Annotated in this window: 15 protein-coding genes and 2 tRNA genes; 9 read left to right on the forward strand and 8 right to left on the reverse strand. The window is 40.9% G+C overall.

The window, feature by feature from the left end; genetic code table 11:
- Positions 1 to 4: 4 nt before the first annotated feature.
- From E0H81_RS08475 to E0H81_RS08500, 6 genes are all read right to left on the reverse strand, one after another.
- On the reverse strand, positions 5 to 1,501 hold the full coding sequence (locus E0H81_RS08475) for a UDP-N-acetylmuramoyl-L-alanyl-D-glutamate--2,6-diaminopimelate ligase (protein WP_131318161.1): 1,497 nt from the start codon (positions 1,499 to 1,501) through the stop codon (positions 5 to 7).
- Positions 1,502 to 1,511: 10 nt separating this feature from the next.
- Positions 1,512 to 3,335 (reverse strand): penicillin-binding protein PBP3, encoded by a 1,824-nt coding sequence (gene ftsI / locus E0H81_RS08480; RefSeq protein ID WP_131318163.1) that lies wholly within the window; start codon positions 3,333 to 3,335, stop codon positions 1,512 to 1,514.
- Between the two features lie 13 nt (positions 3,336 to 3,348).
- Entirely contained in the window at positions 3,349 to 3,681 is a 333-nt protein-coding gene (gene ftsL, locus E0H81_RS08485) for a cell division protein FtsL (protein ID WP_131318165.1), read from the reverse strand.
- Positions 3,681 to 4,604, reverse strand: a complete 924-nt coding sequence (gene rsmH, locus E0H81_RS08490; RefSeq protein WP_131318167.1) for a 16S rRNA (cytosine(1402)-N(4))-methyltransferase RsmH — start codon at positions 4,602 to 4,604, stop codon at positions 3,681 to 3,683. Before rsmH ends, ftsL begins: the two co-directional genes overlap by 1 nt.
- A 521-nt stretch (positions 4,605 to 5,125) precedes the next feature.
- Positions 5,126 to 6,145, reverse strand: a complete 1,020-nt coding sequence (locus E0H81_RS08495; RefSeq protein ID WP_131318169.1) for a sulfate ABC transporter substrate-binding protein — start codon at positions 6,143 to 6,145, stop codon at positions 5,126 to 5,128.
- 244 nt (positions 6,146 to 6,389) lie between these two features.
- Positions 6,390 to 7,406: a sulfate ABC transporter substrate-binding protein gene (locus E0H81_RS08500; protein ID WP_280526100.1), complete on the reverse strand. Its 1,017-nt coding sequence runs from the start codon at positions 7,404 to 7,406 to the stop codon at positions 6,390 to 6,392.
- Positions 7,407 to 7,756: 350 nt separating this feature from the next.
- On the opposite strand from E0H81_RS08500, the gene E0H81_RS08505 reads away from it, so the two are divergent.
- The 5 genes from E0H81_RS08505 to E0H81_RS08525 all read left to right on the forward strand — a co-directional run bounded on the left by E0H81_RS08505 (position 7,757) and on the right by E0H81_RS08525 (position 10,419).
- Entirely contained in the window at positions 7,757 to 8,059 is a 303-nt protein-coding gene (locus E0H81_RS08505; protein ID WP_131318173.1) for a hypothetical protein, read from the forward strand.
- Positions 8,060 to 8,190: 131 nt separating this feature from the next.
- The gene (gltX, locus tag E0H81_RS08510; protein ID WP_131318175.1) at positions 8,191 to 9,699 is read left to right on the forward strand and encodes a glutamate--tRNA ligase; all 1,509 of its coding nucleotides are present in this window, start codon (positions 8,191 to 8,193) and stop codon (positions 9,697 to 9,699) included.
- A 58-nt stretch (positions 9,700 to 9,757) separates the two neighbouring features.
- Positions 9,758 to 9,833 (forward strand) — tRNA-Ala (locus E0H81_RS08515).
- A gap of 30 nt (positions 9,834 to 9,863) precedes the next feature.
- A tRNA-Glu gene (locus E0H81_RS08520) sits at positions 9,864 to 9,939 on the forward strand.
- 138 nt (positions 9,940 to 10,077) lie between these two features.
- Positions 10,078 to 10,419: a hypothetical protein gene (locus tag E0H81_RS08525; RefSeq protein WP_131268439.1), complete on the forward strand. Its 342-nt coding sequence runs from the start codon at positions 10,078 to 10,080 to the stop codon at positions 10,417 to 10,419.
- A gap of 30 nt (positions 10,420 to 10,449) precedes the next feature.
- On the opposite strand, the gene E0H81_RS08530 is transcribed toward E0H81_RS08525, so the two are convergent.
- Complete coding sequence (locus tag E0H81_RS08530) at positions 10,450 to 11,412, reverse strand: cation diffusion facilitator family transporter (protein ID WP_131318177.1); 963 nt, start codon at positions 11,410 to 11,412, stop codon at positions 10,450 to 10,452.
- A 331-nt stretch (positions 11,413 to 11,743) separates the two neighbouring features.
- Between E0H81_RS08530 and E0H81_RS08535 the strand changes: the two genes are divergently transcribed.
- Positions 11,744 to 12,244 carry a tetratricopeptide repeat protein gene (locus E0H81_RS08535; protein WP_171458585.1) on the forward strand — a complete coding sequence of 167 codons (501 nt, stop codon included), beginning with the start codon at positions 11,744 to 11,746 and terminating at the stop codon, positions 12,242 to 12,244.
- Between the two features lie 74 nt (positions 12,245 to 12,318).
- Here the strand turns inward: E0H81_RS08535 and ettA are convergent, their stop codons facing one another.
- Complete coding sequence (ettA, locus tag E0H81_RS08540; RefSeq protein ID WP_131318182.1) at positions 12,319 to 13,977, reverse strand: energy-dependent translational throttle protein EttA; 1,659 nt, start codon at positions 13,975 to 13,977, stop codon at positions 12,319 to 12,321.
- 305 nt (positions 13,978 to 14,282) lie between these two features.
- Here ettA and E0H81_RS08545 point away from each other — a divergent pair, with 305 nt between their 5' ends.
- The 3 genes from E0H81_RS08545 to E0H81_RS08555 all read left to right on the forward strand — a co-directional run bounded on the left by E0H81_RS08545 (position 14,283) and on the right by E0H81_RS08555 (position 17,160).
- Positions 14,283 to 15,560, forward strand: a complete 1,278-nt coding sequence (locus tag E0H81_RS08545; RefSeq protein ID WP_131318184.1) for an O-acetylhomoserine aminocarboxypropyltransferase/cysteine synthase family protein — start codon at positions 14,283 to 14,285, stop codon at positions 15,558 to 15,560.
- Positions 15,561 to 15,875: 315 nt separating this feature from the next.
- Positions 15,876 to 16,763 (forward strand): SDR family NAD(P)-dependent oxidoreductase, encoded by an 888-nt coding sequence (locus E0H81_RS08550; RefSeq protein ID WP_131268448.1) that lies wholly within the window; start codon positions 15,876 to 15,878, stop codon positions 16,761 to 16,763.
- Positions 16,764 to 16,845: 82 nt separating this feature from the next.
- A complete protein-coding gene (locus E0H81_RS08555; protein WP_131268449.1) occupies positions 16,846 to 17,160 on the forward strand; it encodes a hypothetical protein in 315 nt (104 codons plus the stop codon).
- Positions 17,161 to 17,196: the final 36 nt, after the last annotated feature.

Raw genomic sequence — 17,196 nt, forward strand, 5'->3', positions numbered from 1 at the left:
TTTCCTATTGAGCCGGATAAGCTGAAGCTGTGGTGTGATGTTGGGTAGCAATTGCAGATTGCACTTCAATCACGTCATCAAACCAGTGACGCACGCCATCAATCTCTTGATAATTTTCATGACCTTTACCGGCAATGACCACGATATCGCCTGCTTGGGCTTTTTGCACGGCAAATTTAATTGCTTCACGGCGGTCATGAATTTCATGGACAGTATCAACTGCAACATTAATCCCCGCTTTCATGTCAGCAAAAATTTGTTCTGGGTCTTCCGTACGTGGATTATCCGATGTAATCAACGCAATATCAGCACCATTGAGTGCCGCTTGAGTCATCAGTGGACGTTTGCCACGATCGCGATCACCGCCACAACCAAACACCGCCCATAACTGATTAGATACATGACGTTTTAAGGTTTTCAGCACCTGAATTAAAGCATCAGGGGTATGGGCATAATCCACCACAAATAATCGATCTGCATCACGGATCACCTGCATACGACCCGGAGCGCCTTGCAATTGCGACACTGTTGAAATCAGTGTCGCAAGATCAAAACCCGCTTGTTCCGCAGTCACCAAACTTGCCACCAGGTTTTCTACATTAAAATGACCGAGCAATGGACTCTGAACTTCAAATTCACCTTGTTTAGTGATCAATTTAAAGTTTGCGCCATTCAAACTATATTGAATATCTTTAACCTGATAATCCGCAATTTGCGTCGTTGAATAGCTTAAAATTTTCGGTTGCGCAGGATTGGCTTTTGCAGCATCGATCATGACTTTGGCATGTTCATCATCAATATTGATAATCGCCACTTTTAAACTCGGGAATTTGAATAAACGAGACTTGGCTTCAGCATAAGCTTCAAGCGTACCGTGATAATCCAGATGATCACGGCTTAAATTACTATAAGCTGCAATTTCAATATTGCAGCCATTCAAACGGCCTTGTTCCAAACCATGAGAACTGGCTTCGATCGCTGCGAATTCAGCACCTTGTTGAGCATAACCATGCAAGGCATTTTGCAGATGTAACGCATCTAATGTGGTATGCGAAGATGCTTCAAGGTTCGGTAAAATTCCGTTACCCGTGGTTCCCATTACTGCACATTTTTTTCCTTGCAACATCAACAATTCAGCAACCAGTCGTGAAATGGTGGTTTTACCGTTGGTACCAGTAACCGCAAGAATTCGTGCTGCCTGTACTTGCTGAGTCGCTTGTAAATATTGCTTTTGCCACAGCCCCATCAAATGACGGACATTTGGCACCACGATACTATTTTCCAAGTCTAAATCGGCTTCACTGACCACAGCCAAGGCACCGTTTGCCAAAGCAGACTGTGCAAACTGCAAGGTTTTTTCAGGCTGAGAAAAACTATTCAGGGCAATAAAAATTTGCCCTGGCTCAACTTTACGACTATCTAAACCAAAGCCACTGAATGGCTTGGTCATCCATCCAGTGATTTTTTCAGCGGTGTAGAGATCTTGAAATGTAATGGACATTCATCACCTATTACTGGATTTTGGGAGTATCTAAAGGTTTATCTAAAGGCACGTTCATTAAACGTAGCGATTCTTGCATTACGCGTGCGAATACAGGGGCAGATACCGTACCCCCATAGTAAGAGCCTTGAGGATTTTCCACCACGACAATCATGGCCAAACGCGGATCACTCACTGGTGCGACACCGGCAAATAAAGCACGATATTCGCTGGTTGAATAACCTTTACGGTCAGCACGTAGCTTATGTGCGGTACCAGTTTTACCGGCCACACGATAGCCCGGAATAGTGGCACGTGTAGCAGTTCCGCCTGGCAATGTCGCTGTTTCCATCATCAACAGCACTTGATCGGCAATTTTTGCATCAACGATTTGCTCACCCTTCGGAGGTTGCTCTAATTTATATAAACTTAAAGGAACCTTGACGCCTTTATTAGCAAGCATGGCATAGGCATCAGCAATTTGCAGCACTGTAGCATTCAGGCCATAACCATAAGCCATGGTTCCCACTTCAGAGACATTCCATTTGCTTGGTGGCAAGATTAAACCTCCACTTTCACCAGGGAATTTTACTGCTGAACGCTGGCCCATTCCTACACGCTTATAAAAAGTAGGTAAGGTGGCATAAGGCAAGGACAATGCAAGTTTAGCAACACCCACGTTAGATGATTTCTGGATGATGCCACCCAAAGTCAGTACACCATAGTTATGGGTATCACGAATGGTATGGTTACCAATACGCATACTACCCGGTGCAGTATTCACCACTGAATTTGCGGTGTATTTACCACTTTCCAGAGCCATGGCGACCGTCAAGGGTTTCATGGTTGAACCCGGTTCAAAGGAATCCACTGCACCACGGTTACGCATGGCATCTTTATTGCCTAAACTTTTTTTATCGTTCGGGTTGTAAGATGGCCAACTGGTCATTGCCAGAATTTCACCTGTTTTGATATCTACTGCTATGGCAGTGGCTGAACGGGCATTATTCGCCACACCGGCTGCCGTCAGTTCACGGTACATAATATATTGCAGACGTGAATCAATACTTAAAGTGATATTTTCCCCGGCTTCAACTTCCTTAATCACTTCCGGATCTTTAAAACGGTTGCCTTTTTTATCACGGACGATCTGCTGTTCACCATCATGACCGGATAAAGCAGTATTTAACTGCATTTCCAGACCTTCAATTCCGATTCCTTCACTATTGGTTAGACCAATAATCTGTGCATTCGGCTGCGGCTGCGGATAGTAACGCTTATAGTTCTTCTCGGTATAAACCCCTTGGAACTCGCGTTTGGCAATCAGTTCAGCTTGCTGCGGTGGAATCTCTTTTTGCAGAACCAGATAGCGTGAACGCGGTTTTTCGTTCATTCTCTTTTTCAACTCGGCACGATCGATTCCGACCGCATCGGCAAGTTCATCCAGATTTAAATTTTTATCCGGTAATTGACGTTTTAATTTACGGTTAGTGGGATCTTTAGCCAGTTCAGCAGTAATCTCATCAAACTGTTTTTTAGCCTCAAAATAATCGCGCGGATCAATCACCACTTTCATGACCGGTGTACTGATTGCCAAGGGCACCCCATGACGGTCATAAATTACACCGCGCATCGCCTTGACTTTTTCCGTTCTTAAAATGTTGGCATTGGCTTTGTTTTGCAAAAAGTCTTTATTAATCACCTGTACATAAAATGCACGACCGACCAAAGCTAAAAAGCAGAGTAAAACCACACTCCACATCAAATAAAAACGCCACATATCTACGCTCAGGGTGTTTTTATCCGTCACAGACTGCTGTTTTTTACGCACTTGCTTGTTTCTCTTGTCCACCATATTACAGCTAGCCTTATTTTTTATCTTCTGAAGTCATTGGTAAAGAAATCACAACCGTCTGCGTTGCAGGTGGCGAATACATTCGCAACTGGGTCACAGCGCGTGTGCCAATTTGCGCTGTTGCACCAAAGGTTTGCTGCTCGATGAGCAAACGCCCCCACTCTGCGTTCAGATCATCTTTTTCTCGGTTAAAGGCACTTAATTCACGGTAATCATGACGGTATTCAAAGACTTGAAACACCACCATAATTGCGCTAAAAAAGACCAAGACCAGTAAAACGACATAACTGATGAATTTTTTCATCGGCAAGTTATCTGTTTTCTTTTCAACAACTTCAGTTTTCATTATTCGCCTTTCGAAGCTAAGCGTTCTGCAACTCTAAGCCATGCACTACGTGAACGAAAATTGACTTTAATCTCTTCTTCACTGGCACGCACTCGGGAAATTTTCTTTAATCGACGGGTATCTTCCCGTTCTTGTGGCATGCCCCAACTAGTATCTTCCGCTAAAGTCGATTCTTTTTGAATAAATTGTTTAATTAAACGGTCTTCTAGCGAGTGGAAACTAATGACTGCTAAACGCCCCCCAGTTTTTAGCACCTCCACTGCTTGCGGCAAGAATGCTTCAATATCTTCTAATTCTTTATTAATGGCAATACGGATACCCTGAAAAGTTCGTGTTGCGGCATGTTTATTTTTTTCCCATTTCGGATGGGCAACTTTCACAATTTCAGCAAGTTGCGCTGTCGTGTCGATATAGCCCGCAGCTTTAATAGCTTTAGCAATACGACGGCTATAACGTTCTTCACCATATTTAAAAATAACATTGGCCAAGGCTTCTTCTTCAATATTTACCAGCCATTCAGCTGCAGTCGGACCTTTTGAATTGTCCATACGCATATCCAGCGGGCCATCTTTCATAAAGCTAAAACCACGCTCAGCCTGATCCAGCTGTGGTGAAGATACCCCTAAATCTGCCATCACCCCATCAACCAGACCAATGCCTCGTGACTCAAGTTCTTGTTTTAAATCAGCAAAGCTGGCATGAATGATTTTAAAACGTGAATCTTCTTGTTCCAATATTGCCGCAGCTTCCAAAGCTTGTGGATCTTTATCAAAGCCATATACACGTGCATTTTCATCTAATTTAGAAAGCAAGAAACGGGTATGACCACCTCGGCCAAAAGTGCCATCGACATAAATTCCTGTATTTCGATCTGCCAATAAGGCATCAACAGTTTCGTGAAGTAGTACAGAAATATGCGACATAAGGGTTCAATCAAGACTATGAAAAATTTAACTGCACATTATTACCTTGTTTTGACAAAGCTCCAAACGACTTTTTGTAGGGAAATATTACTTTCTATAGAGAAAACCGTTTCTGGATTTATGCAACGCAGATTTAAGTCATCTTTCATGTGCTTTTATCGCATTGTAACAGCTCAATACTGGTGCAAATTGTTTGTTAAAATCAGGCTCTTTCCCACACCAATGATCAACGACTCAAAGATCAAGCTGAATATTCTGGTTGTTTATCTTTGACAAGTCATCAATATGTTTATTTATCTTATTTCAAAATTAGACTTAGAGCATATAATTCGAGCTTATTTAAACATCAGTACAGAACAGCAAATTCAGACTAAACATACTGGTCACTCATTTAAAATGTCTGGCCGCTAATCAATAAAAGAAAAATCATATTTTTCAATTCAAAATTTGATTTTAAAAATGTGCGATCAAAAACAAAAAAGCCCCCTGCATAGGAGGCTTTTAAATTATAAATCGATCATTTATTTACGAGTGTTATAAATCTGATCGAAAGTTGCCCCATTCACAAAATGAGTTTTTTGCGCTTGAGCCCAGCCACCAAACACGTCATCAATGGTAAAGGTTTTAATTTTAGGGAATTGAGCAGAATATTTAGCGAGCACTTCTGGATTACGTGGACGGTAGAAATATTTTGCTGCCATTTCTTGACCCAATGGTGAGTACAAGTAATTGATATAGCCTTTGGCTAACCATTTATTGCCATCTTTTTCGACATTTTTATCCACAATTGCCACTGAAGGTTCAGTTAAAATTGACATTGAAGGATAGATAATGTCGAACTTATTTTTACCTATGCTCTTTTGAGTCACCAGAGCTTCATTTTCCCAAGTCAGCAATACATCACCAATGCCACGTTCAGCAAAAGTGGTCATTGACGCACGTGCAGCAGAATCCATGACTTTTACGTTGTGGTACATTTTGCCGACAAAGTCTTTGGCTTTAGCATCAGTACCACCCGGTTGCTTAAGTGCATAACCCCAAGCAGATAAATAGACCCAACGTGGTAAACCGCCAGTTTTCGGATTTGGCGTGATAATTTGTACGCCCGGTTTGGTTAAATCAGACCAGTCTTTAATATGCTTTGGATTGCCTTTACGCACCATAAATACGATGGTCGAGGTATAAGGTGCAGAGTTATGCGGGAATTCTTTTTGCCAGCCGGATTGGATTTGACCTGATTTAACAATTTCTTCAATATCATTGGCCAAAGCCAGGGTCACCACATCAGCTTGTAGGCCATCTACGACTGAACGCGCTTGTTTACCTGAACCACCGTGCGACTGTTTAAAATTTACAGTATGGCCGGTACGTACTTTCCAGTAAGCACCAAATGATTTATTAAATTCATCGTAAAATTCACGGGTTGCATCATAAGATACGTTTAAAAATTCACGATCTGCTGCCTGAGCAGTGGTTGCAGTAAAAGCAATGCCGGTTGCCAGCAATGCCGCACTGAATAACGCTTTAAATTGAGTTTTCATCACAGTACAGACAAGTTATCTTCATTACTGCTAAATATATGAAATAAAATCATAAATCGCAATGAATTAAACCCTTTAGCATTCAACCAAATACTTTACCCGCATATTAAATTCATGTTTTTATTCAAGATAAATTAAACAGTTTACTTATTCTGTATATATACCGTTTTCTGAATTATATATACAAAAAACGGATAAACATTATTATCCATTTCTTGTAAAAATCTTTAATCATCAATCCAATTTATTTTTTCTCACTATAAATCTGATCAAAAATCCCACCATTCACAAAATGGGTTTTCTGTGCTTTTGCCCAACCGCCAAAAACATCACCGATGCTAAACAGTTTAATTTTTGGAAATTGTGCTGCATATTTTGCTGCAATTTGCGGATTACGTGGACGGAAGAAATACTGTGCCGCCAAATCCTGTCCTTTGGGTGAATACAAATAGTTGAGATAACCTTTGGCTAAATTGCGGTTACCGTCTTTATCCACATTTTTATCGACAATCGCGACCGATGGCTCTGCCAAAATTGAAATGGAGGGATAAACAATCTGGTATTTATCTTTACCCAAGCCTTGAGTCGCCAGTAAGGCTTCATTTTCCCAAGACAGCAATACATCGCCAATGCCGCGTTCAGCAAAAGTGGTTAAAGAACCACGTGCGCCCGAATCAAGCACTTTCACGTTTTGATAAATTTTTTTCACCAATTCTTTGGCTTTGGCATCGTTACCGTCCGGTTGTTTTAGTGCATAGCCCCAAGCCGAAAGATAAATCCAGCGTGGCGCGCCACCAGTTTTAGGATTTGGCGTGATAATTTCTACACCCGGCTGGGTTAAATCATTCCAGTCCTTAATACTTTTAGGATTGCCTTTGCGTACCAGGAACACCACGGTTGAGGTATAAGGTGCTGAATTGTTGGGGAAGTGTTTTTGCCAGTTTTTATTGATTAATCCCTTATTTACAATTTCTTCAATATCGTTGGCCAAAGCCAAGGTCACCACATCGGCTTGCAAACCATCAATCACTGAACGCGCTTGTTTACCTGAACCGCCATGCGACTGTTTAAAATTCACTTCTTGTCCAGTGCGCTGTTTCCAAAATTCACCAAAAGCCTGATTATACTCTTGGTAAAATTCACGCGTCGGATCATAGGAAACATTGAGAAAATCTTTTGCAGCGAAGCTATGTGAAGTGATTCCCCCTAACACTGCAAGAATGGTTGATGCTATTATTTTTTTCATCTGTTTTAAGCTCATACTTAATGATCAAAGCACTATATAAATATAAAATATTTTTAACAATCATATGCTTATATTGTTTTATTGATTAAAAATCAGTTTTAGAGATATCCACGAAAATGCTTTTCTATGCATTTTTACTACTAAAAGATGCATAAACTGCTACACATCTTCATCTTTTGCCTGGTTCTCCATGCTGTCTCCATAGTTTTTTGATACAAAGTAGCTACATTGAATTAGTTTCTTATCATTTTGTAATAAAGTGTGACCTAGTTCTACTTTTGTATTTTTTTATGTGTTTAAATGGTATCTCTAGAACAGAAAAATAATATCTAGGGACTTCCAACACCAGTAAGGGGAATGTGGAAATGAAATTTACACCAGTTATTACAGCATTGAGTTTAAGTCTAACTTTAGGGTTTATGGCCCAAATCGGACACGCAGCTGCCATCAAAGCCACCGATGCCAAACTTAGTCTTTCACCTGAAAAATCGTCACTGATTGAAAAAGCATTGCAACAGCAAAAACAAGGCACCAACACTTTTCGTAACGACAATGATTTAAAAGTCCTGACTGAAATTAAAGTTGCCCCTACACAAAGCTTTTTTGCTTCACAAAATCAAAAATTTACCCGTTTTGTTCAAGTATTCTTCCCGCAAAATAATTCTTAATTGAATACTGGACTTCTTGCCCCTTTAAGAAGTTCAGATGAAGCCTAATCATTGCAATGTTGAATTTAACATTAAGTGATTAGGCTTTTTCGTTATAATACTTTCCATTCACATTCTGAAAAATATTGATTATGACTGTTCGTACTCGTATTGCCCCTTCTCCTACAGGCTTCCCACATGTAGGCACTGCATATATTGCCTTGTTCAACTTATGTTTTGCCAAACAGCATGGTGGTGAATTTATTCTTCGTATTGAAGACACCGATCAACTTCGCTCAACCCCTGAATCTGAAAAAATGATTTTAGATTCATTACGTTGGTTAGGTTTGAATTGGTCAGAAGGTCCCGATGTCGGTGGTCCATATGCGCCATATCGCCAATCGGAACGAATGGACATCTATAAAAAATATGCTTTAGAACTTGTTGAAAAAGGTCATGCATTTTACTGCTTCGCAACGAGTGAAGAACTGGATCAAATGCGTGCTGAACAGCAAGCCCGTGGTGAAAGCCCACGTTATGACGGTCGTGGTCTACTTTTATCTGAAGATGAAGTTCAACGCCGTTTAGCTGCAGGCGAAGCACACGTGATCCGCATGAAAGTGCCTGCTGAAGGCAGCTGCAAATTTGACGATATGCTACGTGGCGAAGTGGAAATTCCATGGGCACAAGTCGATATGCAAATTTTGCTTAAAACGGATGGCTTGCCAACTTACCATTTGGCCAATGTGGTCGATGACCATTTAATGGAAATTACCCATGTGATCCGTGGTGAAGAATGGATTCCATCTGCGCCTAAACATCAATTGTTGTATCAATACTTTGGCTGGGATATGCCTGTGCTTTGCCACATGCCCTTATTACGTAATCCGGATAAATCAAAATTATCGAAACGTAAAAACCCAACCTCAATCAATTATTACAAAGACATTGGTGTACTTCCAGAAGCGCTGTTGAACTATCTGGGCCGTATGGGCTGGTCTATGCCGGATGAAAGTGAAAAATTCACTCTGGCTGAAATGATTGAACATTTCGACATTAAGCGTGTATCTCTTGGTGGTCCAATTTTTGATGTCGAAAAACTCAACTGGCTCAACGGTCAGTGGATTAAAGCGCTCTCTCCTGCCGAATTGTTAAATACACTTTTGGCCTGGAAAGCAGACCGTAAAATGTTGGAAGACATTGCAGCTGCGATTCAACCGCGTATCAACTTGTTGTCTGAAGCGGTGAATTGGGCAGGTTTTTACTTCAACCAGTTCCCACAACTGTCGAAAGAACAGTTTGAAAGCAAAAAATTGTCTGAAGAACAAGTTCGTCAAAGCTTACAATTTGCGATTTGGCGTCTGGAAAGCCTATTTAGCTGGAATAATGACACAGTTAGCCAAACCTTAATGGACTTGGCAAGCCAGATGGAAGTGAAGTTACGTGACTTTATGCCAACCTTCTTTATTGCCATTGCCGGTTCGACCAGTTCAACCCCGGTTATGCAATCTATGGTGACGATTGGTCCTGACTTAACATTCGCTCGTTTACGCCATGCACTTGAAATTGTCGGCGGTCCGAGCAAAAAAGAAACAAAAGTCTGGGAAAAACTCAACGAAAGCCTAAAATTGCCGAAAAATGATGCAGTTGATGAGGCATAATTGATTTTATAGTTGACGTGTGAGCACAATGCCCCTAATATTGCGCTCACACAGACTGGGGGTTATAGCTCAGTTGGTAGAGCGCTACAATGGCATTGTAGAGGTCAGGAGTTCGATCCTCCTTGACTCCACCATATCTAGTTTTACCTGTGTTGCCTCGATAAGTCCCTATCGTCTAGAGGCCTAGGACATCGCCCTTTCACGGCGGTAACCGGGGTTCGAATCCCCGTAGGGACGCCAAATTCAAAAAAGCCACTGACCTATTCAGTGGCTTTTTTATTGTCTAAATTTTTTATTCACGGTATTTTATGAGCGGTGTTTTTGCTTTCCGTGACATTCAGATTAGAATAACCCATAGATTAAAATTCTGGAGTTGTAATGCAATACCGTTGCCCAAAATGCCAAAGCCCTAAAATTATGCCAGTTGCACAATCCGGCGGACCTGCGGTACGACCAGTGGTACCTAAAAGCTTAGTCTTGTTAATTCCTGCTGTTTTCATCTTATTGCTGTTGGTTTTAATTAGTATTGCAATGTGGATTTTTGGTGATGGTGCAGGCACAACATTACAATCTGCAACTGTAGTTGTATTTGTGCTGTGTCTAATTGCAGGCTTTATGTTTTACCGCGACCTACCCGACTTTAAAATTTCAATGCAAGGCTTTATGCAGTCGCAAAAGAAATGGAAATGTCGTGAGTGCAACCACGAGTGGGAAATTTAAAATAAAATTCATTTCACATCAGCCCCAGGTTCAGTCTCGGTGCTGATGTGAACCTTTATGCTGATGAGGAGATTGTTGTTGATTTTCATCCAGCTGACCATGTGAATGCGCAAGACATTCATCCTCTTCAATTTGTAGCGTCATTTCAGTAATACCATGTATGTGGCTTAACATTTCCAAAGCTTGCTGATACAGGGCATTACGATCAGCCTGGGGCGCATATAAATGCACGGTCAGATGTACATTTTTCGAAGTAATCGCCCAAACCTTGAGTTGATGAATACTTTCGACATCTTTTAAATTCAGCAAATCATTGCGCAGTTTTTCAATATCAATTTCTTCCGGCACACCTTCAAGCAAAATATTGATGCTTTGCTTCAGTAAAACCCATGTTCTAGGCAATACCCAAAAACCGATCAGCACCGCAATTAAAGTATCGACCCAAACCCAGTGAGTAAAATAAATAATCACTGCCCCAATAAACACACCTACAGAACCCAGAGCATCACTCAAAACTTCCAAGTATGCGCCTTTTACATTTAGACTTTCTTGGCTACTGGAAAATAGGATTTTCATCGAAATCAGATTAATCACCAAACCAATCATCGCGACAATCATCATACCGACACTTTGAATTTCAGGTGGGTTTGAAAAGCGCTGATAAGCCTCGTACAAAATATACATCGCCACTACAAATAGCATAGATGCATTGAACAGGGCTGCTAAAATTTCAAAGCGCTGATAGCCAAAAGTGCGTTTATCGTCGGCCGGAAGTTTGCCTATTTTTATTGCCACCAGTGCTATCGCAAGCGCGGCAGCATCGGTAAACATGTGGGCTGCATCGGAAAGCAAAGCCAAACTTTGCGTGATAAAACCTGCGACCACTTCAACAATTAAAAATGTGGTGGTCAGCAGCAAGGCAAAGGTTAATTTTCTGGCATTATTTTCGGTCACAACCGCATGACTATGATCATGCCCATGATGTTCACCCATCGCACCCCCTCTCTTTATTCTTATTTATCTTAATAACTTATGTAAGCATAGAGATGAATACTCTAATTTTTTAGCATCCACCCTATATCAATTAATCTCTTTAGCAAGATCTAATATCTCTAAGAGGCAGTAAAAAGATCTGGATAAAATATGAAGACTATTCACTTTGATATTATATGAATAAACAACATTGAACCCTTTCCATTTTTTTGAATTAACAAAAAAAATTCATTTACTTACAAACAGCTTGTACTTAGAATAAAAAATAACCGTTTCATTGAAATAATTAGATTATGATAATTCAATGCTTAAAGAGGAGTTGATTATGATCGTGAATAAGATAAAAAAAATAGTAAATAATTTACTTAGTCCTTCAGATCAACCTTCGCAAGGTACGCAAAATATAAAGATAAATGAAGCAAATCTGGCATTTGAACAAGGTCAAATTTTCGAGCAGCTTGCAATCAAGCACCATTACATGCTTGATCACGATCAATCCGTTCATAATAATCGAAATGCAATGTGGAACTTTTTAACTGCCGCATTAAAAGGCCATAGTGAAGCACAATATAAATTAGGTTTAGGTTATCTGCAGGGGCAATTGGGGCTAGATAAAAACCATACCCATGCGCAGGAATGGCTAACCAAAGCGGCTAAGCAAGGTCATAGTGATGCGCAATATAAATTAGGTGTAGCTTATCTGCATGGGCAATCAGGCCTAGATAAAAACTATACCCTTGCGGAAGAATGGTTAAAAGAAGCAGCTAAGCAAGGCCATCATGAAGCACAGATGACCTTAGAAAAGGCATATAGCCAATTGGCTTTTTCCTAAAAATCATCAATAAAAATCACCAATAAAAAAACCAGCCCGCAGGCTGGTTTTTTTATTTACATCAAAATAAGCAATTAACCGATTTTTTTGTATTTAGAACGCTTTTGTACAGCAGCATCACCTAAACGTGACTGACGATATGCTTCATATTCAGCATAGTTACCCGCATAGAATTCAGGCTGTTCATTTTCAAATGACAAGATGTGTGTCGCAATACGGTCCAGGAACCAACGGTCATGCGATACCACCATTACCGTACCCGGGAATACAAGAATTGCATCCTCAAGCGCACGTAAAGTTTCGATATCCAAGTCGTTCGATGGTTCATCCAGCAAGATTACGTTTGCGCCTTGCTGCAAGACTTTTGCAAGTTGCAGACGGTTACGCTCACCACCAGACAAGCTGCCAACACGTTTTTGCTGATCTTGGCCTTTAAAGTTGAAACGACCGATATAAGCACGTGATGCGATTTCGTAATCACCCACTTTCAAGATATCTAAACCACCAGAAATTTCTTCCCAAACGGTTTTATTGTCATCCAAAGTATCACGTAACTGCCCTACGTAAGCCACTTTAACTGACTCACCCAGAGTTACCGTACCGGTATCAGGTTGTTGCTCGCCGGTCATCATACGAAACAGTGTCGTTTTACCTGCACCGTTAGGACCCACAATACCTACAATCGCAGTCGGTGGCACAGAGAAGCTTAAGTTCTCATAGAGCAAACGACCATCAAACGATTTACTGATCCCGTCAACATCTACAACCTTATTCCCTAAGCGTGCACCAGGTGGAATGTAGATTTCAGAAGTTTCGTTACGTTGTTGGAATTCTTTAGAGTTCAACTCTTCAAAACGTTCCATACGTGCTTTATTTTTCTTTTGCTGACCTTTAGCATTTGAACGAACCCATTCAAGTTCTTTCTTCAATGCTTTCGCAAAAGATTCTTCCTGCTTGTTCTCTTGCTCTAAGCGGGCATTTTTCTGTTCCAACCAAGAAGAATAGTTGCCTTGGTAAGGAATACCATGTCCACGGTCAAGCTCCAGAATCCACTCGGCGACGTTATCCAAGAAATAACGGTCATGCGTAATCGCAACGATTGTACCGGCGAAATCTTTCAAGAAACGTTCCAACCAAGATACAGATTCTGCATCCAAATGGTTGGTCGGTTCATCAAGAAGCAACATGTCCGGTTTAGAAAGCAATAAACGGCAAAGTGCAACACGGCGACGTTCACCACCTGAAAGCAAGGCTACGTCTGCATCCCAAGCGGGAAGGTTTAATGCAGCTGCGGCCTGGTCCATCTGGTTGCTTAAGTTATGCGCATCCCAAGTCTGAATAATCGCTTCCAGTTTCTCTTGTTCTTTTGCAAGTGCATCAAAGTCAGCATCTTCTGCTGCATATTCTGCAAATACTTCATCCAGACGCGCCAAGGCATCCAACGGTTCACGCAAACCATCTTCAACGTTACCACGAACGTCTTTATTTGGATCTAATGGTGGTTCCTGCTCAAGATAACCGATTTTAATACCCGGTTGAGCACGTGCTTCACCTGAGAAATCTTTATCTACGCCCGCCATAATACGAAGCAAGGTAGATTTACCTGCACCGTTTAAACCAAGCACACCAATTTTTGCACCTGGGAAAAATGATAAAGAGATGTCTTTCAGGATTTCGCGCTTAGGCGGAACCATCTTCGACACACGGTTCATCGTGTAAATATATTGGGCCACGTAGGACTCCTCTATAGAAAAAACAACATTCGCATAACCATAATATTATGCGAACAAATAATTGCCGGCATTATACGATGAAAGCGCTGAAAAAATAAGGTATAGCTTGCATCTTCAATAGAATGTTACAACTCAGGACACGTTTATTTTTTAAACATATTCATACACAGTTAATTTTGTTCAGCTTGTACTAAAATCAGTATCATATGAATATTTAAGATAACAATTGCACTTAAATAGCACTTTGACTTATATATAAAAATGCTAAACTCGATCAATATTTAACTCACGAAGATGATGTAAACATGACCTATAAAGACGAAACCCTGGCCATTCATGCCGGTTATAGCCCAGACCCAACAACAAAAGCCGTGGCTGTACCGATTTATCAAACCACATCTTATGCCTTTGACAATACGCAACATGGGGCCGATTTATTCGATTTAAAGGTTCAGGGGAATATCTACACCCGTATTATGAACCCAACTACTGCTGTTTTAGAGCAACGTCTGGCTGCACTTGAAGGTGGTATTGGCGCATTGGCTTTAGCATCAGGTATGGCGGCAATTACTTATGCCATTCAAACCATCGCTGAAGCAGGTGACAATATTGCCTCGGTTTCGACTTTATACGGTGGGACTTACAACTTATTTGCACACAGCTTGCTAAAACAGGGGATTGAAGTCCGTTTTTTCGATTATCAAGATCCAGAAGCGCTGCGCGGTCTGATTGATGACAAGACCAAACTGGTGTTTGTGGAATCGATTGGTAATCCCCTCGGTAATATCATCGACCTGGAAGCGATTGCAAAAATTGCGCATGAATATGGCATTCCGGTCATTGTCGATAACACAGTCGCCACCCCTGCTCTGCTGAAACCCTTTGAACATGGCGCAGATATCGTGGTGCACTCACTGACCAAATATATTGGCGGTCACGGCAACTCGATTGGCGGTGCCATTGTCGATAGCGGCAAATTTCCTTGGGGCAAATATCCTGAGCGCTTTAAAGTGTTGAATACACCTGATCCGAGTTATCACGGTGTGAACTATGTTGAAGCTATAGGTGAGGCGGCTTATATCGCGCGTGCACGTGTGGTGCCATTACGCAATACCGGTGCTGCCATTAGTCCTCTCAGCGTATTCCTTATCCTGCAAGGTTTGGAAACTTTGAATTTACGTATGGAGCGCCATACTGAAAATGCGCAAAAGGTGGCGGAGTATTTAAAGCAGCATCCCAAAGTAAAATGGGTCAATTACGCAGGCTTAAAAGATCATCCACAGCATGCTTTGGCACAAAAATATGTGAAAGGTAAACCGTCTGCGATTCTGTCTTTTGGCGTACAAGATGGCCTTGAAGGCGGCACTCGCTTTATTGATGCGCTGCAACTTTTCACCCGTCTGGTGAATATTGGCGATGCAAAAAGTCTGGCTTGCCACCCGGCTACCACAACCCACCGCCAGTTGAATGAAGAAGAATTAAAGTCTGCGGGCGTCAGCACGGATATGGTTCGCTTGTCAGTTGGGATTGAGCATATTGATGATTTAATTGCAGATTTAGAACAGGCGCTTGCTCAAGTTTAATGTTTTGTCATCGACTTTAAATCTAGCCTTCTTCCTCATCGGGAAGAAGGTTTTTTATTTCTTCAATACTTTGTGCTTATTTCTCTTTGCTTTGTTTTGAATTCGTGGTAAAAATTAAGTTATAAGAAGAACAATAATAGAGCAATTACTCTAATTCTATTTGTAAATTCAACAACTTATTTATAGATTTTTTTTCAACATTGGTTATCATAACCCAGATGAGAAGAGCTCAATTCCCCAATATTTTGAGCCAAATAATCAACTACAAAAAACATAATCTAGAATTTAGTTCTATTTAAATCAGGAAAAAACAGCGTGAATTCAAGACTAGAGAAACTCTTTCGAAACCGAGTTAACGGTAAAGTGGTTTTAATTACAGGTGCATCCAGTGGTATTGGCCTAACTGCTGCACATAAACTTGCCGATGCCGGTGCCCATGTTTTATTGGTTGCACGGACCAAAGACACATTAGATCAAGTTAAACAAGAAATTGAAGCAAAAGGTGGCCAGGCTTCAGTCTATCCATGTGATTTAAATAACATGGAATCGATTGATGAAGTCTCTAAACAAATTTTAGCGTCTGTCGATCATATTGATATTTTAATTAACAATGCAGGACGTTCTATTCGTCGTGCAGTGCATGAATCATCAGACCGCTTCCATGATTTTGAACGCACCATGCAGCTGAATTACTTCGGCGCTATCCGTTTAGTGATGAATATCTTACCGCAGATGATGATTCGTCGTGATGGCCATATTATTAACATCAGCTCAATTGGCGTGTTGGCCAATGCGACCCGTTTTTCAGCTTATGTCGCATCTAAAGCCGCACTGGATGCATTCAGTCGCTGTCTATCTGCTGAAGTTCACTCACATAAAATTGCGATTACTTCGGTTTACATGCCGTTGGTACGTACCCCGATGATTGCGCCCACCAAAATTTATAAATATGTGCCAACGCTTTCTCCTGAACAGGCAGCAGATTTAATTGCTTATGCAATTGTGAAACGTCCGAAGAAAGTGGCAACCCACTTAGGCCGTTTGGCTTCTATCACTTACTCAATTGCACCAGACATCAATAATAAATTGATGTCGATTGGTTATAACCTGTTCCCAAGCTCTTCAGCTTCGGTCGGTCAACCACAAAAATTGAATTGGGTTCAAAAAGCGTATGCACGTTTGTTCCCGGGTGAACATTGGTAAGATTGTGCAATATTAAAGCCAGTCATTAGTCTGGCTTTTTTATGTTATAAACACACATCATTTTTTTGTTTTTAGATTTTTTATGCGGATTGCTGCTGTTATTTTTCAATGTGCCTGTTTGGCTTTTGCCCTGTTCCTTTGCTACCAAATAGCGACTTCTGTTTATCAACAAGATTATCAATTGATGGATATCGTCAGTGATGTCGGCAGTATTTTAATTTGTATCGATCTGGCTGTATTTTTACATTTCAATAAGTCGATGGCATCGATGAAACTGAGAAGTGGATCTCAACAGTCGCCTGTGCAAATTTCAACATTAGAAAAAGTGAGCCGTAAGTTGGGACATTTAGGCATTATGCTGATTATTTGTAGCTGGATTGTGCCAAAGCTTGTATAAAAAAACCTCCCACTTGGGAGGTTTTTTTAAATCTTA

It is taken from the genome of Acinetobacter terrestris (assembly GCF_004331155.1).
GTDB classification, from domain to species: Bacteria; Pseudomonadota; Gammaproteobacteria; order Pseudomonadales; family Moraxellaceae; genus Acinetobacter; species Acinetobacter terrestris.

What these genes read in the sequence shown, in the direction of transcription:
- E0H81_RS08475 (WP_131318161.1), bottom strand. Translation starts at nt 1,501, where the DNA reads ATGTCCATTACATTTCAAGATCTCTACACCGCTGAAAAAATCACTGGA.
- ftsI (WP_131318163.1), bottom strand. Translation starts at nt 3,335, where the DNA reads ATGGTGGACAAGAGAAACAAGCAAGTGCGTAAAAAACAGCAGTCTGTG.
- ftsL (WP_131318165.1), bottom strand. Translation starts at nt 3,681, where the DNA reads ATGAAAACTGAAGTTGTTGAAAAGAAAACAGATAACTTGCCGATGAAA.
- rsmH (WP_131318167.1), bottom strand. Translation starts at nt 4,604, where the DNA reads ATGTCGCATATTTCTGTACTACTTCACGAAACTGTTGATGCCTTATTG.
- E0H81_RS08495 (WP_131318169.1), bottom strand. Translation starts at nt 6,145, where the DNA reads ATGAAAACTCAATTTAAAGCGTTATTCAGTGCGGCATTGCTGGCAACC.
- E0H81_RS08500 (WP_280526100.1), bottom strand. Translation starts at nt 7,406, where the DNA reads ATGAGCTTAAAACAGATGAAAAAAATAATAGCATCAACCATTCTTGCA.
- E0H81_RS08505 (WP_131318173.1), top strand. Translation starts at nt 7,757, where the DNA reads ATGAAATTTACACCAGTTATTACAGCATTGAGTTTAAGTCTAACTTTA.
- gltX (WP_131318175.1), top strand. Translation starts at nt 8,191, where the DNA reads ATGACTGTTCGTACTCGTATTGCCCCTTCTCCTACAGGCTTCCCACAT.
- E0H81_RS08525 (WP_131268439.1), top strand. Translation starts at nt 10,078, where the DNA reads ATGCAATACCGTTGCCCAAAATGCCAAAGCCCTAAAATTATGCCAGTT.
- E0H81_RS08530 (WP_131318177.1), bottom strand. Translation starts at nt 11,412, where the DNA reads ATGGGTGAACATCATGGGCATGATCATAGTCATGCGGTTGTGACCGAA.
- E0H81_RS08545 (WP_131318184.1), top strand. Translation starts at nt 14,283, where the DNA reads ATGACCTATAAAGACGAAACCCTGGCCATTCATGCCGGTTATAGCCCA.
- E0H81_RS08555 (WP_131268449.1), top strand. Translation starts at nt 16,846, where the DNA reads ATGCGGATTGCTGCTGTTATTTTTCAATGTGCCTGTTTGGCTTTTGCC.